Origin of the sequence: Kitasatospora sp. NPDC059817 (assembly GCF_042731835.1) — a bacterium.
In the GTDB taxonomy this organism is placed as follows: domain Bacteria; phylum Actinomycetota; class Actinomycetes; order Streptomycetales; family Streptomycetaceae; genus Kitasatospora.
The window spans coordinates 108,535-123,625 of the sequence record NZ_JBHWIR010000001.1 but is presented as its reverse complement, the minus strand read 5'-3'; the positions used below and the strand labels follow the sequence as shown (position 1 = coordinate 123,625).

The following is a 15,091-nucleotide window of genomic DNA, read 5'->3' as shown; positions in this document are numbered from 1 at the left end:
TCGTCATCCGTCAGAACCACTTCGACCGTCGGCCGACCCATACGCGCCATGAGCCCAGCATACTTCTATAGCTTTCCTAAGACTCAGGACACTAGCGTGGCGGCGCACCCCCGACCACCGGAGGCCGTCATGCCCATCACCGCACCGGACGCGTTCGGCTTCGCGGCGCCCTTCGACCGGACCGGGACGGGCAGCAGCAAGTGGGCCCGCGCGGGGGCGCCCGGGGTGATCGCGATGGGCCTGGCGGACATGGACCTGCCCGGGCCCCCGGCCGTGGCCGCCGCGCTGGAGCGCCGGGCCCGCCACCGCGCGTACGGGTACACGGTGTGCGACCCGGCCGGGCGGGCACTGGTGGCCCGCTGGTACCGCTCGCGGCACGGCGTCGAGGTGGATCCGGACTGGGTGCTGCTGCTGCCCTGCGGCCCGCGCACCGCCCTGCGCCTGCTGCTGGAGACCGTGCGCCCGCAGGCGCCGGTGCTGTTCCCGACGCCGGAGTGGGGCGGCTTCGCCCAACTGTGCCGGGCGGCCGGCCTCCCGTACCGGGAACTGCCCCTGGCCGTCGGCCCGGACGGCTACCGGCTCCCGGACGGCCCGCTCCCCCACCCGGCCGGAGCCGTCCTGCTGAGCAGCCCGCACAACCCCTCCGCCCGGGTCTGGCCGGCCGCCGAACTGCGGGCCCTCGCCGAGCGGGCGGCGGAGGCCGGCGCGCTGCTGGTCTCGGACGAGGTGCACGGCGACCTCACCCACCCCGGGTACGTCCACCCGGTGGCGGTGGCCACCGTCGACGCGGCGCTCCGGCCCCGGGTGGTCACGCTGAACTCGGTCGGCAAGACCTTCAACTGCTCCGGCCTGCCGAGCAGTTTCGCGCTCATCCCCGATCCGGGCCTGCGCGCCCGGTTCACCGAGGTGCTGGCCGGCTTCGGCCTCTGGGAGGGCGGCCTGCTGGAGCAGACCGTCCAGCGGGCGGCGCTGGCCGAGGGCGGGCCGTGGCTGGACGCACTGCTCGCCCACCTCGCCGCCGCCCGCGCCCGGCTCACCGGCCGGCTGGGGCCCGCCGTCCGCTCCGCGCCGCAGTCCTCCTACCTGCTCTGGCTGGACGCCGCCGCCCTGGGGCTGCCGCCGGACGGGGCCCGCCGGGCGCTGCTGGAGCGCTGCGGCCTGGAGGCCTCGGACGGCGCCGAGTTCGGCCCCGGCGGCCGGGGCGGGCTGCGGCTGAACTACGCCCTGCCGGGCCCGGTGCTGGACACCGTCCTGGAGCGCCTCGACCGACGGTGACCGAACCGCCGGGGCACCCCGCCCGACGCCCGCGCGCCCTCTGCTCACCGACGTCCCTCAACGCTCCCGCCCGGCACCCCGCGCACGCCCGGAAAGCCGCCCCGGATCCCCGGATTCACCCGATCGCGCCACCCCTGACCTGCAGAAACGAACGTTCACACGATATTTGCGAAGCGCCCCCGCATGCTCCGTAGCAGACTGGGCAGGGTAGTTCGGGCCGCAATCCTGACCCCGAGGATGGTAAGTCCGGTGATACCGACATCCCGCACCACTCCGCCCGACCGGCAGAGCCCCCCAGCGCCCCCGCCGGGGGTGACCCCGCTGACCGAGTCGGGGGCGCTCAGCCACGTGTCGGGCGTCTGCTTCAAGATCGGACCGCCCCGGCTGGTGGGCGTCGAGGTCGAGTGGTTCGTCCACGACGACCGATGTCCCGGTAAGCCCGTCCGACCGGAACTGGTCCACGCCGCACTGGAGTCGCTGCCACTCGGCGGCCCGGACGGGGCCTCGCTCCCCTCCGGCTCGCGGCTCACGCTCGAACCCGGCGGGCAGGTCGAGCTCAGCTCCCCGCCCGCCACCGGCCTCCTGGCCTGCGTCGAGGACACCCGACGCGATCTGACCGCCCTGCGGGCCGCCTTCGCGGCGCAGGGCCTGCGCCTCACCGGCACCGGGACGGACCCGCTGGCCCGCCCCCGCCTGATGGTCCTGGACCACCCCCGCTACCTCGCGATGGAGCGGTTCTTCGACTCCGCCGGCCCCTGGGGCCGGATCATGATGACCGGCACGGCCTCGGTGCAGGTGTGCCTGGACGCCGGCGACGCGGGCGGCCCGCACGCGGTGGAGCGCCGCTGGCGGCTGACCCACCTGCTCGGCCCGGTCCTGGTCGCCGCCTTCGCCAACTCCCCGCTGCTGGACGGCAGGCCGACCGGTCACCGGTCCACCCGGCAGACCGTCTGGTCCCGGATGGACCCGACCCGCACGCTCGCCCCGGAGCCGGACCACGGCGACCCGCGCGAGGCCTGGGCGCAGTACGTGCTGGACGCCGAGGTGCTGTGCGTGCGCCGCCCGGAGGGGCTGCCGTGGACGGCCCCGCCCGGCCTGACCTTCCGCGACTGGGTCCGCGGCGGCGGTGAACGCCCGCCCACGCTGGCCGACTTGGACTACCACCGGACCACCCTGTTCCCGCCGGTGCGCCCGCGCGGCCACCTGGAGCTGCGCATGATCGACGCCCAGCCCGGGGACGGCTGGGTGGTGCCCACCGCCCTGGTCACCGCGCTGCTGGACGACCCGCTGGCCGCCGAGGCCGCGCTCGCCGCGCTGGAGCCGCTGGACCGCCCGGACGGTCCGCGCCCGCCGCGCAGCGACGTCTGGCGCCGGGCCGCGACGCTGGCCGTCGCCGATCCCGAGCTGCGCCGCGCCGCCCTGACCTGTTTCGCCGCCGCCGACGCCGCGCTGGGCCGCCTACCCGGCGCCGGACGGCTGCGCGCCGCCGTCGCCGAGTTCGCCGAGCGCTACCCCGCGCGCGGCCGCTGCCCCGCCGACGACCAGCTGGACGCCCTGCGCTCCGGCACCCGACGCACTCCTCCGGAGGAGGCCGCACCATGACCGACGTCCGCCCCCCTGCCGCCCCGGCGGCGGGCACCGAGGAGTTGCGCGAGACCATCGCGGCCGAACTGCTGGCCGCCCGCGCCCGCACCGCCGCGCTCACCGACTGCGTCGAGGACGGCGACCTCACCGCCCAGCACTCGCCGTTGATGTCCCCGCTGGTCTGGGACCTGGCGCACATCGGCAACCAGGAGGAACTCTGGCTGCTGCGCAACGTCGGCGGCCGCGACCCGATGCACCCGGAGATCGACCCGCTGTACGACGCCTTCCAGCACCCCCGGGCCGAGCGGCCGAGCCTGCCGCTGCTGGCGCCCGCCGAGGCCCGGGCGTACGCGCACGAGGTGCGCGGCCGGGTGCTGGACCTGCTGGCGGCCAGTCCGCTGGAGGGGGCGCCGCTGCTGGACGCGGGGTTCGCGTTCGGGATGATCGCCCAGCACGAGCAGCAGCACGACGAGACGATGCTGATCACCCACCAGCTCCGCCCGGGGGAGCCGGCGCTGGCCGCTCCCCCGCCGCCGCCCGCCCCGGCGGACGCGGCCGCGCTGCCCGCCGAAGTGCTCGTCCCCGCAGGTCCGTTCACGATGGGCACCGACACCGAGCCGTGGGCGCTGGACAACGAGCGCCCCGCGCACGTGGTCGAGCTGCCCGCCTTCCTGCTGGACACCACGCCCGTCACCAACGCCGCGTACCAGCGGTTCATCGCGGACGGCGGCTACGACGAGCCGCGCTGGTGGACGCCCGAGGGCTGGGAGCACCGGCGGCGGGCCGACCTGACCGCCCCGCTGTTCTGGCGCCTGGACGGCGGCCAGTGGCTGCGGCGCCGGTTCGGCGCGGTGGAGCCCGTCCCGGCGGACGAGCCCGTCCTGCACGTCAGCTGGTACGAGGCGGACGCCTACGCCCGGTGGGCCGGACGGCGGCTGCCGACCGAGGCGGAGTGGGAGAAGGCGGCCCGGCACGACCCGGCGAGCGGCCGCTCCCGCCGCTACCCGTGGGGCGACCAGGCCCCCGGAGCCGAGCACGCCAACCTCGGGCAGCGGCACCTGCGCCCGGCCCCGGCCGGCGGCTACCCGGCGGGCGAGTCCCCGTACGGCGTACGGCAGTTGATCGGCGACGTGTGGGAGTGGACGGCCAGCGACTTCCGCCCCTACCCGGGGTTCCGGGCGTGGCCGTACCAGGAGTACTCGGAGGTCTTCTTCGGGCCGGAGTACAAGGTGCTGCGCGGCGGCTGCTTCGCGGTGGCGCCGGTCGCCTGCCGGGGCACCTTCCGCAACTGGGACTACCCCGTCCGGCGGCAGATCTTCGCCGGGTTCCGCACCGCCCGCGACCTGGATGTGGCCTGATGTGCCGCCACCTCGCCTACCTGGGTGAGCCGGTGGCGCCGCAGGAGCTGCTGGTGCACCCGCCGCACGGCCTGTACCGGCAGTCCTGGGCGCCCCGGGCGCAGCAGTACGGCACGGTCAACGCGGACGGCTTCGGCCTCGGCTGGTACGCGGACGGCGACGAGGTGCCGGCCCGCTACCGCCGGGACGGGCCAATCTGGGCGGACGCCGCGTTCGCCGACCTCGCCCGGGTGATCCGCACCCGGGCGCTGCTGGCCGCGGTGCGCTCCGCCACCGAGGGCTGCGCGGCGGGCGAGAGCGCGGCGGCGCCGTTCGCGGCCGGGCACTGGCTGTTCAGCCACAACGGCGCGGTGGCGGGCTGGCCGGGCAAGCTGGACGCGCTGGCCGCCCTGTTCCCGCCGGCCGAGCTGCTGGAGCTGGAGGCGCGCACCGACTCGGCGCTGCTGTGGGCCCTGGTCCTGCACCGGCTGCGGGCGGGGGCCGGGCTCGGCGAGGCGCTGGCGGGCACCGTCGCGGACGTCACCGCGCACACCACCGGCCGGCTCAACCTGCTGCTCACCGACGGCCGCACGCTCGCCGCGACCGCCTGGGGCGACACCCTGCACCACCGCGACCTGCCTGGGCTCGGCACGGTGGTGGCCTCCGAGCCGTACGACGACGCCCCCGGCTGGACGGCCGTCCCGGACGGCTCGCTGGTGGTGGTCGACGAACGCGGCGTCACCGTCCGTCAGCTCCTCGGCCGCTACTGATCCTCCATCGCCCCTTCATCTTCTGAACAGAGGACCCACCCTGTCATGGACACATTTGATCTCACCCGGCTGCTGCCCGCCGACCACTTCAGCACCGCGCTGCGCCACGACGTGCAGCACGGGCTGACCTCCGAACCCAAGTGGCTGCCGCCGAAGTGGTTCTACGACGCGCGGGGCAGCGAGCTGTTCGAGGAGATCACCCGGCTGCCGGAGTACTACCCGACCCGCGCCGAGCGGGCCATCCTGACCGCCCGGGCCGGCGAGATCGCCGCCGCCACCGGGGCCCGCACGCTGGTCGAGCTGGGCTCCGGCTCCTCCGAGAAGACCCGGCTGCTGCTGGACGCACTGCGCGCGCTCGGCACCCTGGAGACGTACGTCCCGGTGGACGTCAGCGAGAGCGCGCTGACCGCCGCCGGCGTCGCGCTCGCCGCCGAATACCCCGGGCTCGCCGTGCACGGCGTGCTGGCCGACTTCACCGCCCGGCTCGGCCTGCCCCCGGAGGGCGGCCCCCGGCTGGTCGCCTTCCTCGGCGGCACCCTGGGCAACCTGCTGCCCGAGGAGCGGGCGGCCTTCCTGCGCGGGCTGCACGCGGCCCTCGACCCGGGCGACTTCCTGCTGCTCGGCACCGACCTGGTCAAGGACCCGTCGATGCTGGTCGCCGCCTACGACGACGCGGCCGGGGTGACCGCCGAGTTCAACCTCAACGTGCTCAACGTGCTCAACCGCGAGCTGGGCGCCGACTTCGACCCGACCGCGTTCGCGCACGTCGCGCGGTGGGACCCGGACCGGGAGTGGATCGAGATGCGGCTGCGCTCGCTGCGCGCGCAGACCGTGAAGATCCCGGCGCTGAACCTGCCGGTGCACTTCGACCGGGGCGAGGAGCTGCGCACCGAGGTGTCCGCCAAGTTCCGCCGGGAGCGGGTGTCCGCCGAGCTGGCGGCGGCCGGGCTGCGGCTGAGCCACTGGTGGACGGACGAGGAGGGCCGGTTCGGGCTGTCCCTGTCCGCCCCGGCGTAGGGAGGTTCGGCGCAGCCTAATTTGCTTGTTCACCTTACGAATCCTCAGAGCAAAAATTGAGGTTTCTGATGTACAAGACTTAAACGAATAGGGGTTACGATCTCGGCTACCGAGCTCAGCGTTGAGTACCAGGAGTCAAGATCGTGAGCGTCACCAAGCAGCCCTCCGGGGCGGTCGAGGCCTCCGCGCCCGGCCGCCTCGGCTTCGTCGTCTTCATCACCGCCGCCGCAGCCCTCGGCGGGTTCCTGTTCGGCTACGACAGTTCCGTGATCAACGGCGCCGTCTCCGGAATCCAGGAGAAGTTCGGCGTCGGCGACGGCGTGACCGGTCTGATCGTCTCCTCCGCCCTGCTGGGCTCGGCGATCGGCGCCGCGCTGGCCGGCCGGTTCGCCGACCGCTACGGCCGCATCAAGGTCATGAAGGCGGGCGCGCTGCTGTTCGCGGTCAGCGCGATCGGCTCGATGCTCCCCTTCGCCGCCTGGGACCTCGCCTTCTGGCGCGTGCTCGGCGGCGCGGCCATCGGCATCGCCTCGGTGATCGCCCCGACCTACATCGCCGAGGTCGCGCCCACCAAGTACCGGGGCCGCCTGGCCTCCTTCCAGCAGGCCGCGATCGTGCTCGGCATCGCGATCTCCCAGCTGGTCAACTGGCTGCTGGCGAACGCGGCCGGCGGCGACACCCGCGGCCAGCTGCTCGGCCTGGAGGCCTGGCAGTGGATGCTCGGCATCTGCGTCGTCCCGGCCGCGGTCTACTTCACCCTCGCCTCGGTGATCCCCGAGTCCCCGCGCTACCTGATCCAGGCCGGCCGGCTGGACGACGCCCGCGCCGTGCTCGCCCAGGTCGAGGGCCAGGACATCGACACCGACGCCCGGATCGCCGAGGTCCAGGGGCTGATCGCCTCCGACCACCGCCCGCGCTTCGGCGACCTGCTCGGCGGGCGCTTCGGCCTGCTGCCGATCGTCTGGGTCGGCATCGGCCTGTCGGTCTTCCAGCAGCTGGTCGGCATCAACGTGATCTTCTACTACTCGTCGATCCTGTGGCAGTCGGTCGGCATCGACCAGAGCAACTCGCTGCTGATCAGCTTCGTCGGCTCGGTCATCAACATCCTCGGCACCGTCGTCGCGATCCTGCTGGTGGACCGGATCGGCCGCAAGCCGCTCGCCCTGATCGGCTCGGCCGGCATGGCCGTCGCGCTCGGCGCGGCCGGCTGGGCGTTCTCCTCCGCCACCGGCAGCGGCGACAACGTCACGCTGCCCGACCTCCAGGGCACCGTCGCACTGGTCGCCGCCAACGCCTTCGTGCTGTTCTTCGCGATGTCCTGGGGCGTCGTCGTCTGGGTGATGCTCGGCGAGATGTTCCCGAACCGCATCCGGGCCGCCGCGCTGTCCGTCGCCGCCTCCGCGCAGTGGATCGCCAACTGGGCGATCACCGTGTCGTTCCCGTCGATGTCGCGTTGGAACCTGTCGGCGACCTACCTGGTGTACGCGGCGTTCGCGGCGCTGTCGATCGTCTTCGTGGCGAAGTTCATGAAGGAGACCAAGGGCGTCCGACTGGAGGACATGGGCTGATCCGACAGTCCGACCATCGGCCCCCGCACCCTAGCGCGATCAGCGCGGGTGCGGGGGCCGAATCGTTCACTCCCTGCGGCGGCCCGGACACCTCCGGTACTCCTGTTCGCCAGGAGGGATGTGTCCTTGATCTTCAACCGGCTCCGCGCCCGCAGACCAGCCGCCGCCCCCGCCGGCGGCTGCCCGTACACCCACACCCACACCCACGCCCCGGCCGCGGCCCGGCCGTCGCCCCCGCCATCGTCCACGCCGCCGTCCACGCCCCCGCCATCGTCCACGCCGCCGTTCACCGACCCGGAGCAGGCCGCCGAGTTCATCCGCCGCTTCCATCGCGAGCAGCCCGCCACCGGGGCCCCGGACCCCCGGATACGGGCCGTCCTCGACGAGATCGAACGCACCGGCAGCTACGAGCACACCCCCGCCGAACTCGCCTACGGCGCCAAGCTCGCCTGGCGCAACGCCGCCCGCTGCATCGGCCGGCTGTACTGGCGCAGTCTGGTGGTGCGCGACCTGCGCCACCTCGACTCGGCCGACGACATCGCCGCCGAGTGCTTCGAGCACCTGCGGCTGGCCGGCAACGGCGGACGGATCCGCCCGGTGGTCTCGGTGTTCGCCCCCGACCGCCCGGGCCACCCGGCCGCCCGCATCGTCAACCAGCAGCTGGTCCGCTACGCCGGCCACCGGGTCGGCGACGCCGTCGTCGGCGACCCGGCCGGCACCGCACTCGCCGCCCGCGCCCGCGACCTCGGCTGGAAGTGCGCCGAGGACCGCTTCGAGGTGCTGCCGCTGCTCGTCCAGGAACGCCCCGACGAGCGCCCGCGCTGGTACGAGCTGCCGGACGACACCACCCTGGAGGTGCCGCTCACCCACCCCGCGTACGACTGGTTCGCCGACCTGGGCCTGCGCTGGTACGCGGTGCCCGCGATCAGCGACATGACGCTGGAGATCGGCGGCGTCCGCTACCCGGCCGCGCCCTTCAACGGCTGGTACATGGGCACCGAGATCGGCGCCCGCAACCTCGCCGACGCCGACCGCTACGACCTGCTCGGCACCGTCGCCGAGCGCCTGGGCCTGGACACCTCCAGCGAGCGCACGCTCTGGCGCGACCGCGCGCTGATCGAGCTCAACATCGCGGTGCTGCACTCCTTCCAGGAGACCGGAGTGACGATCGCCGACCACCACACCGAGTCCGAGCGCTTCCTCCGGCACGTCGCCCAGGAGAAGCGGCTCGGCCGGCCGACCCCGGCGGACTGGAGCTGGATCGTGCCCCCGGTCTCCGGCGGACTCACGCCCGTCTACCACCGGTACTACGACCCGGTGGACCCGTCGCTGCGGCCGGCCTTCCTGGCGCGCGAGCCCTGGTGAGGCGGGGGGCAGCGGGGGCGGCGGGGGCAGCAGGGGCAGCGGGGGCAGCGGAAACAGCGGGACGGTGGGACAGGGGGAAGGCCGGCGGCGGCGGGGTCTAGGGGCGTTCGGTGAGGCGCTCGAAGCGCAGGACGAGCCCGTCGAGCAGCGCTTCCAAGCCGGTCTCGAAGGCGCCCTCGTCCACCGTCCCGCGGTGCCCGGCCAGCCGGTGCGCCTCGCCGAGGTGCGGGTAGTCGGCCGCGTCGTACACCTCGGCGTCCGCGGGGAAGCCGGCCGCGAAGGAGGCCAGCGCCGAGCCGGTGACGAAGTAGCGCATCAGCGCGCCGATCCGGGTGGCCTGGCCGCGCGGCCAGCCGGCCTCGACCAGGTGGCCGAAGACCGCGTCGGCCAGGCGCAGCGCGTTCGGCCGGCGGCCCGGGCCCTGGGCGAGCACCGGCACGATGTTGGGGTGGGCGGCGAGGGCGGCGCGGTAGGAGCGGGCCCAGGCGCGCAGCGCGTCCGGCCAGGGCGTCGGCCGGCCGTGGGGCGGGCCGTCGGGCGTAGCGGTGGGTGCGTCGTCGGGCGTGCCGTCGGGCTTGGCGGTGGGCGTAGCGGTGGGCGGGCCGTCGGGCGCGCCGAACATCGACAAGTCGACCTCGCCGATCACGCTGTCCACCACCGCGTCCAGCAGTTCGTCCTTGGTCGCGACGTGGTTGTAGAGCGAGGGACCGCTGACCGACAGTTCGGTGGCGAGGCGGCGGGTGGAGAGGGCCGCCAGGCCCTCGGCGTCGATCAGCCGCAGAGCAGCGGCGACGATGCGCTCGCGGCTGAGCAGCGGGGTGCGCGGGCGGGCCATCGGGGTGCTGCCTCCGGTTCCTCCGGTCGGGTGGGGCGGGGACCGATTCTGGCAGGTGCCCCTTCCCAGCGCGGGCCGGCCGGGGCTACAGTCCCTCCATAAAACTTGCAGCGCTAGTTTAATGGATCTGGAGCCGCCGTGAACCTGGAGCTGTCCGAGGAGCAGAGCGCCGTCCGGGACCTCGCCGCCTCCTTCACCGACCGCGAGATCGCTCCGCACGCCGCCGCCTGGGACCGTGCCGAGTCCGTCGACCGCGCGATCATCGGCAAACTGGCCGGGCTCGGCTTCCTCGGCCTCACCATCCCCGAGGATTACGGCGGCAGCGGCGGCGACCACCTCGCGTACTGCCTGGTCCTGGAGGAGCTCGGCCTCGGCGACTCGGCCGTCCGCGGCATCGTCTCGGTCACACTCGGTCTGGTCGCCAAGTCCGTCTACGGCTACGGGACCGAGGAGCAGAAGCAGCACTGGCTCCCCCGGCTCACCTCGGGCGAGTCGCTCGGCTGCTTCGCGCTCACCGAACCCGGCACCGGCTCCGACGCGGCCAACCTCAGCACCCGCGCCGTCCGGGACGGCGACGACTGGCTGATCAGCGGCGCCAAGATGTTCATCACCAACGGCACCTGGGCCGACGTCGCCCTGGTCTTCGCCCGCACCGGCGGCGACGACCCCGACCGGCAGGGCCACAAGGGCATCACCGCTTTCCTGGTGCCCACCGACCTGCCCGGCTTCACCCGCACCGAGATCCACGGCAAGCTCGGCCTGCGCGGCCAGGCCACCGCCGAGCTCGCCCTCGACCGGGTCCGGGTGCCCGACAGCGCGCGGCTCGGCGAGGTCGACAAGGGGTTCCGGGTGGCGATGTCCGCGCTCGCCAAGGGCCGGATGTCGGTCGCGGCGGGCTGCGTCGGCATCGCCCGCGCCTGCCTGGAGGCCGCCGTCCGCTACGCCGGCGAGCGCGAGCAGTTCGGCCGCCCGATCGCCTCGCACCAACTCGTCCAGGAACTGCTGGCTGGCATCGCCGTCGACGTCGAGGCCGCCCGGCTGCTCACCTGGAAGGTCGCCGACCACATCGAACGCGGCCTGCCGTTCGCCACCGAGTCCTCCGTCGCCAAGCTCTACGCGAGCGAGGCCGCCGTCCGGGCCGCCAACAACGCGCTCCAGGTGTTCGGCGGCTACGGCTTCATCGACGAGTACCCGGTCGGCAAGTACCTGCGCGACGCGCGGGTCATGACCCTCTACGAGGGCACCAGCCAGATCCACCAGTTGCTCATCGGCCGTGCCCTCACCGGGGTCAACGCCTTCTGACCAGCCCGTTCATCCCATCCGATCAGCCAGGACAGGTCAATCGGACCACCCGGACCACCCGGATCACCCGGATCACCCGGACCGTCCTGACCGTCCTGACTGCTCGGATCACTCGGATCACTCGGATCACTCGGATTCAACCGGATAGGAGCCCGACGACGTGCGTCCCGTCTACTTCGCCGCAGCCCGCCGCACACCCATCGGCCGGCTGCGCGGAGCGCTCGCCACGGTCCGCCCGGACGACCTCTCGGCCACCGTGCTGCGCGCCCTGCTCGCCGACGTCCCCGCCCTCGACCCCGCCCGCATCGACGACGTCTACTGGGGCGCCGCCAACCAGGCCGGCGAGGACAACCGCAACGCCGCCCGGATGGCCGTCCTGCTGGCCGGCCTGCCGGAGACCGTCCCCGGCGCCACCGTCAACCGGCTCTGCGCCTCCGGGCTGGAGGCCGTCACCCTCGCCGCCCGGGCCATCGGCTCCGGCGAGGCCGACGTCGTCCTGGCCGGCGGCTGCGAGTCGATGACCCGCGCCCCCTTCGTCCTCCCCCGCCCCGACGAGGCCCTCCCGCACCGGATCGAGACCTACGACACCCGGCTCGGCTGGCGGCTCACCAACCCCCGGATGGCCGAACTGCACGGCGTGCTCAGCATGGGCGAGACCGCCGAGGAGGTGGCCGGCCGGTACGGCATCGGGCGGGAACGCCAGGACGCCTTCGCGCTGCGCAGCCACCAACGGGCCGCCGCCGCCCGCAAGGACGGCCACTTCGACGCCGAGCTGATCCCGGTCGAACGGCCCGACGGCGTGACGGTCGGCCAGGACGAGGGCATCCGCGAGGACACCAGCCTGGAGAAGCTCGCCCGCCTCAAGCCCGCCTTCCGCCCCGGCGGCACCGTCACGGCCGGCAACGCCTCGCCTATGAACGACGGCGCGGCCGGGCTGCTCCTGGTCGGCGAGGAGGCGCTGCGCGACCTCGGGCTGCGGCCGCTCGGCCGGTACGTGGCCGGCGCCTCCGTCGGGGTGCACCCCGACGTGATGGGCATCGGCCCGGTGCCGGCCACCCGCAAGGTGCTCGGCCGGGCCGGCTGGTCGCTGGCCGACCTCGACACCGCCGAACTCAACGAGGCCTTCGCCGCCCAGGCCCTGGCCTCCGCCGACGGCATCGGATTCACCCCCGAACAGGCCGACGAACTGGTCAACCCGAGCGGCGGGGCGATCGCGCTCGGCCACCCGCTGGGCGGCTCCGGCGCGCGCATCCTCACCACCCTGCTGCACCGGATGCGCCGCACCGACGCCCGGCGCGGGCTCGCCACCATGTGTGTGGGGGTCGGTCAGGGCACTGCCGTCCTCGTCGAGAACGTTGACTGAGTGCGCGCCCGCGTTCGCGGCCGAGTTCACGGTCGAGTCCGCGTCCGAGTTCACGTCCGAGTTCGAGTTCACGTCCGAGTTCGAGTTCACGTCCGAGTCCAAGGGAGCACCAGGAATGACTGAAGTAGCCGCAGTGGCTGAAGTGACGGGCCTGGCGGGCAGGTTCGCGGGGCGGGTCGCCGTCGTGACCGGCGCCGCGCAGGGCATCGGCGCGGCCACCGCCCGCCGGCTCGCCGAGGAGGGCGCGACCGTCGCCGTCGTCGACCTCACCGCCGAACGGGCCGCCGGGACGGTCGCGGAGATCACCGCCAAGGGCGGCACCGCTCGGGCGTACGGCTGCGACGTGGCCGACTACGACGCCGTCGAGGCGGTGTTCGCGCAGGTCGCGGCGGACCTCGGCGGGGTGCACATCCTGGTGAACAACGCCGGGATCACCCGGGACAACCTGTTCTTCAAGATGCCGAAGGCCGACTGGGACGCGGTTCTGACCGTCAATCTGACCAGCGCGTACAACTGCAGCCACGTCGCGCAGAAGTACATGGTGGCGCAGAAGTACGGGAAGATCGTCTCGCTCAGCTCGCGCTCCGCCCTCGGCAACCGGGGGCAGGCCAACTACGCGGCCGCCAAAGCCGGCATCCAGGGGCTCACCGCGACCCTCGCGATCGAGCTGGGGCCGTTCAACATCAACGTCAACGCCGTCGCCCCCGGGTACATCGCCACCGCGATGACCGCGGCCACCGCCGAGCGGGTCGGCAGCACGGCCGAGGACCAGCACGCAGAGGTCTCCGCCCGGACCCCGCTGCGCCGGGTGGGACAGCCGGAGGAGATCGCGTCCGTGGTCGCCTTCCTGGCCAGCGAGGACGCCTCGTACGTCAGCGGGCAGACGCTGTACGTCAACGGCGGGGCGCGGTAGGGCTGGCCCGGGCGGGGATCGTCAAGAACCGTTCAGCATTAGTACGATAATACTGACGTGTCGTCACATAACCGTCCCGGGCGTGGGGTTACCTTCACCTGGGACGGTCTTTACCTTTTCGCGTGGCCGAGCATGACCATGCCTCTGATCAGGCGACCCCACCAAATGACTATGGCATGATCATGCGGCAGTCGATGGGATGGCCGGACCGACCCGACCGGACCAGGTCGGGCCCTGCGCCCCAAGGAGTCCCATGGGCAGCCCCGCCCCCCTTCGCCGTGCCCTGGCTCTGCTCGCCGTCGGGGCCACCGCCCTCACGGCCGGCACCATCGCCGTCCCGGCGGTCGGCGCCGCGACCGCCGCCCCCGCGCACGACCTCACGGGCGTCCACGTCCGCCCCGCCTCCTTCGGGCACCACAACGCCCAGGGCCGCACCGCCCCGCTGACCACCACCCAGTGCGTCAGTCAGATCGGCATCCACTGCTACTCGCCGCTGCAGTACCGGAACGCCTACAACCTGAACCCGCTGTACCAGGAGGGCATCACCGGCAAGGGCCGCACGATCGTCATCGTCGACTCCTTCGGCTCGCCGACCATCCAGCACGACCTGGAGGTCTTCGACAAGCAGTGGGGCATCCAGGACACCAACGTCGAGGTGGTCAAGTGGGGCAACGTCCCCGCCTTCGACCCCAAGAACCCCGACCACACCGGCTGGGCCGGCGAGACCACGCTGGACGTCGAGTACGCCCACGCCATCGCCCCCGACGCGCACATCGTCCTGGTCGAGACCGGTGTCGCCGAGACCGAGGGCACCACCGGTCTGCCCGAGATGATGGACGCCGAGAAGGCCCTCATCAAGGCCGGCCGCGGCGACGTCATCTCGCAGAGCTTCGGCGCCACCGAGAACACCTTCCCGGGGTACGACAAGGGCGACTTCAAGTCGCTCACCGACCTGCGCTACGCCTTCCAGGCCGCCGCCGACCACAACGTCACCGTGCTCGCCGCCTCCGGCGACAACGGCGCCACCGACGCGCAGACCAACGGCACCGACCTGTACCCGTACAAGGTCAACTCCTGGCCGTCCTCCGACCCGCTGGTCACCTCCATCGGCGGCACCCAGCTCACCCTGGACGACAACGGCGCGCGCACCGCGCCCGACAAGGTGTGGCACGACAAGTCCGGCGCCGGCGGCGGTGGCGTCTCCGGCATCTTCGAGCGCCCGTGGTACCAGGCCGGCGTCGCCAACGTCACCGGCAACCACCGCGGCACGCCCGACATCAGCATGAGCGCGGCCGTCGACGGCGGCGCCTGGACCTACGAGTCCTACGACCCGACCTCCGTCGGCTGGCACCTCACCGGCGGCACCAGCGAGGCCACCCCGCTGTTCTCCGGCGTCGTCGCCCTCGCCGACCAGCTCGCCGGCCACCGCCTCGGCCAGCTCAACTGGCGTCTGTACGGGCTCAACCTGCTCCCGAGCGCGTGGAGCGGCATCACGGACGTGAAGGAGGGCGACAACTCCTGGGGTGGCGTCACCGGCTACACCGCCACCGAGGGCTACGACCTCTCCAGCGGCCTCGGCACCATCGACGGCGCGAAGTTCGTCCACGCCATCGCCGGTCGCTGACGGGCAGTGGTGGGTAGCAAGTAACAACTAACAGCGAACAGATAACAGATTTCGAAATCTGTTATCTGTTCGCTGTTTTCTGTTTTTTGTTTTCTGTTCGGTGTTAGTTGCTCGCAGCCCGGTGCCGGTCGTCCGGCC

12 protein-coding genes are annotated in these 15,091 nt (G+C 73.3%); 11 read left to right on the top strand and 1 reads right to left on the bottom strand.

Annotated elements, in window-relative coordinates; translation table 11 throughout:
- The first annotated feature begins 129 nt into the window (after positions 1–129).
- From ACFV61_RS00530 to ACFV61_RS00500, 7 genes are all read left to right on the top strand, one after another.
- The gene (locus tag ACFV61_RS00530) at positions 130–1,275 is read left to right on the top strand and encodes an aminotransferase class I/II-fold pyridoxal phosphate-dependent enzyme (protein ID WP_380489239.1); all 1,146 of its coding nucleotides are present in this window, start codon (positions 130–132) and stop codon (positions 1,273–1,275) included.
- Between the two features lie 312 nt (positions 1,276–1,587).
- Positions 1,588–2,877: an ergothioneine biosynthesis glutamate--cysteine ligase EgtA gene (gene egtA, locus ACFV61_RS00525; RefSeq protein WP_063350060.1), complete on the top strand. Its 1,290-nt coding sequence runs from the start codon at positions 1,588–1,590 to the stop codon at positions 2,875–2,877.
- Positions 2,874–4,217 (top strand): ergothioneine biosynthesis protein EgtB, encoded by a 1,344-nt coding sequence (gene egtB, locus ACFV61_RS00520; protein WP_380489237.1) that lies wholly within the window; start codon positions 2,874–2,876, stop codon positions 4,215–4,217. Before egtA ends, egtB begins: the two co-directional genes overlap by 4 nt.
- Positions 4,217–4,966, top strand: coding sequence for an ergothioneine biosynthesis protein EgtC (gene egtC, locus ACFV61_RS00515; protein ID WP_380489234.1), 750 nt, complete (start codon positions 4,217–4,219; stop codon positions 4,964–4,966). The genes egtB and egtC overlap by 1 nt, the downstream gene beginning before the upstream one ends.
- Before the next feature lie 45 nt (positions 4,967–5,011).
- Positions 5,012–5,983, top strand: a complete 972-nt coding sequence (egtD, locus tag ACFV61_RS00510) for an L-histidine N(alpha)-methyltransferase (RefSeq protein ID WP_380489232.1) — start codon at positions 5,012–5,014, stop codon at positions 5,981–5,983.
- Between the two features lie 143 nt (positions 5,984–6,126).
- Positions 6,127–7,551, top strand: coding sequence for a sugar porter family MFS transporter (locus ACFV61_RS00505; RefSeq protein ID WP_244293502.1), 1,425 nt, complete (start codon positions 6,127–6,129; stop codon positions 7,549–7,551).
- 120 nt (positions 7,552–7,671) lie between these two features.
- A complete protein-coding gene (locus ACFV61_RS00500) occupies positions 7,672–8,916 on the top strand; it encodes a nitric oxide synthase oxygenase (protein WP_380489229.1) in 1,245 nt (414 codons plus the stop codon).
- Positions 8,917–9,013: 97 nt separating this feature from the next.
- Here the strand turns inward: ACFV61_RS00500 and ACFV61_RS00495 are convergent, their stop codons facing one another.
- Positions 9,014–9,751, bottom strand: a complete 738-nt coding sequence (locus ACFV61_RS00495) for a TetR/AcrR family transcriptional regulator (RefSeq protein ID WP_380489227.1) — start codon at positions 9,749–9,751, stop codon at positions 9,014–9,016.
- A 138-nt stretch (positions 9,752–9,889) separates the two neighbouring features.
- Here ACFV61_RS00495 and ACFV61_RS00490 point away from each other — a divergent pair, with 138 nt between their 5' ends.
- The 4 genes from ACFV61_RS00490 to ACFV61_RS00475 all read left to right on the top strand — a co-directional run bounded on the left by ACFV61_RS00490 (position 9,890) and on the right by ACFV61_RS00475 (position 14,953).
- On the top strand, positions 9,890–11,053 hold the full coding sequence (locus tag ACFV61_RS00490; protein WP_380489224.1) for an acyl-CoA dehydrogenase family protein: 1,164 nt from the start codon (positions 9,890–9,892) through the stop codon (positions 11,051–11,053).
- A gap of 160 nt (positions 11,054–11,213) precedes the next feature.
- The gene (locus ACFV61_RS00485; RefSeq protein WP_063350054.1) at positions 11,214–12,416 is read left to right on the top strand and encodes an acetyl-CoA C-acyltransferase; all 1,203 of its coding nucleotides are present in this window, start codon (positions 11,214–11,216) and stop codon (positions 12,414–12,416) included.
- Positions 12,417–12,558: 142 nt separating this feature from the next.
- Positions 12,559–13,329, top strand: a complete 771-nt coding sequence (fabG, locus tag ACFV61_RS00480; protein ID WP_244293711.1) for a 3-oxoacyl-ACP reductase FabG — start codon at positions 12,559–12,561, stop codon at positions 13,327–13,329.
- A 253-nt stretch (positions 13,330–13,582) separates the two neighbouring features.
- A complete protein-coding gene (locus ACFV61_RS00475; protein WP_063350053.1) occupies positions 13,583–14,953 on the top strand; it encodes a S8 family serine peptidase in 1,371 nt (456 codons plus the stop codon).
- Positions 14,954–15,091: the final 138 nt, after the last annotated feature.

What these genes read in the sequence shown, in the direction of transcription:
- ACFV61_RS00530 (WP_380489239.1), top strand. Translation starts at nt 130, where the DNA reads ATGCCCATCACCGCACCGGACGCGTTCGGCTTCGCGGCGCCCTTCGAC.
- egtB (WP_380489237.1), top strand. Translation starts at nt 2,874, where the DNA reads ATGACCGACGTCCGCCCCCCTGCCGCCCCGGCGGCGGGCACCGAGGAG.
- egtC (WP_380489234.1), top strand. Translation starts at nt 4,217, where the DNA reads ATGTGCCGCCACCTCGCCTACCTGGGTGAGCCGGTGGCGCCGCAGGAG.
- egtD (WP_380489232.1), top strand. Translation starts at nt 5,012, where the DNA reads ATGGACACATTTGATCTCACCCGGCTGCTGCCCGCCGACCACTTCAGC.
- ACFV61_RS00495 (WP_380489227.1), bottom strand. Translation starts at nt 9,751, where the DNA reads ATGGCCCGCCCGCGCACCCCGCTGCTCAGCCGCGAGCGCATCGTCGCC.
- ACFV61_RS00475 (WP_063350053.1), top strand. Translation starts at nt 13,583, where the DNA reads ATGGGCAGCCCCGCCCCCCTTCGCCGTGCCCTGGCTCTGCTCGCCGTC.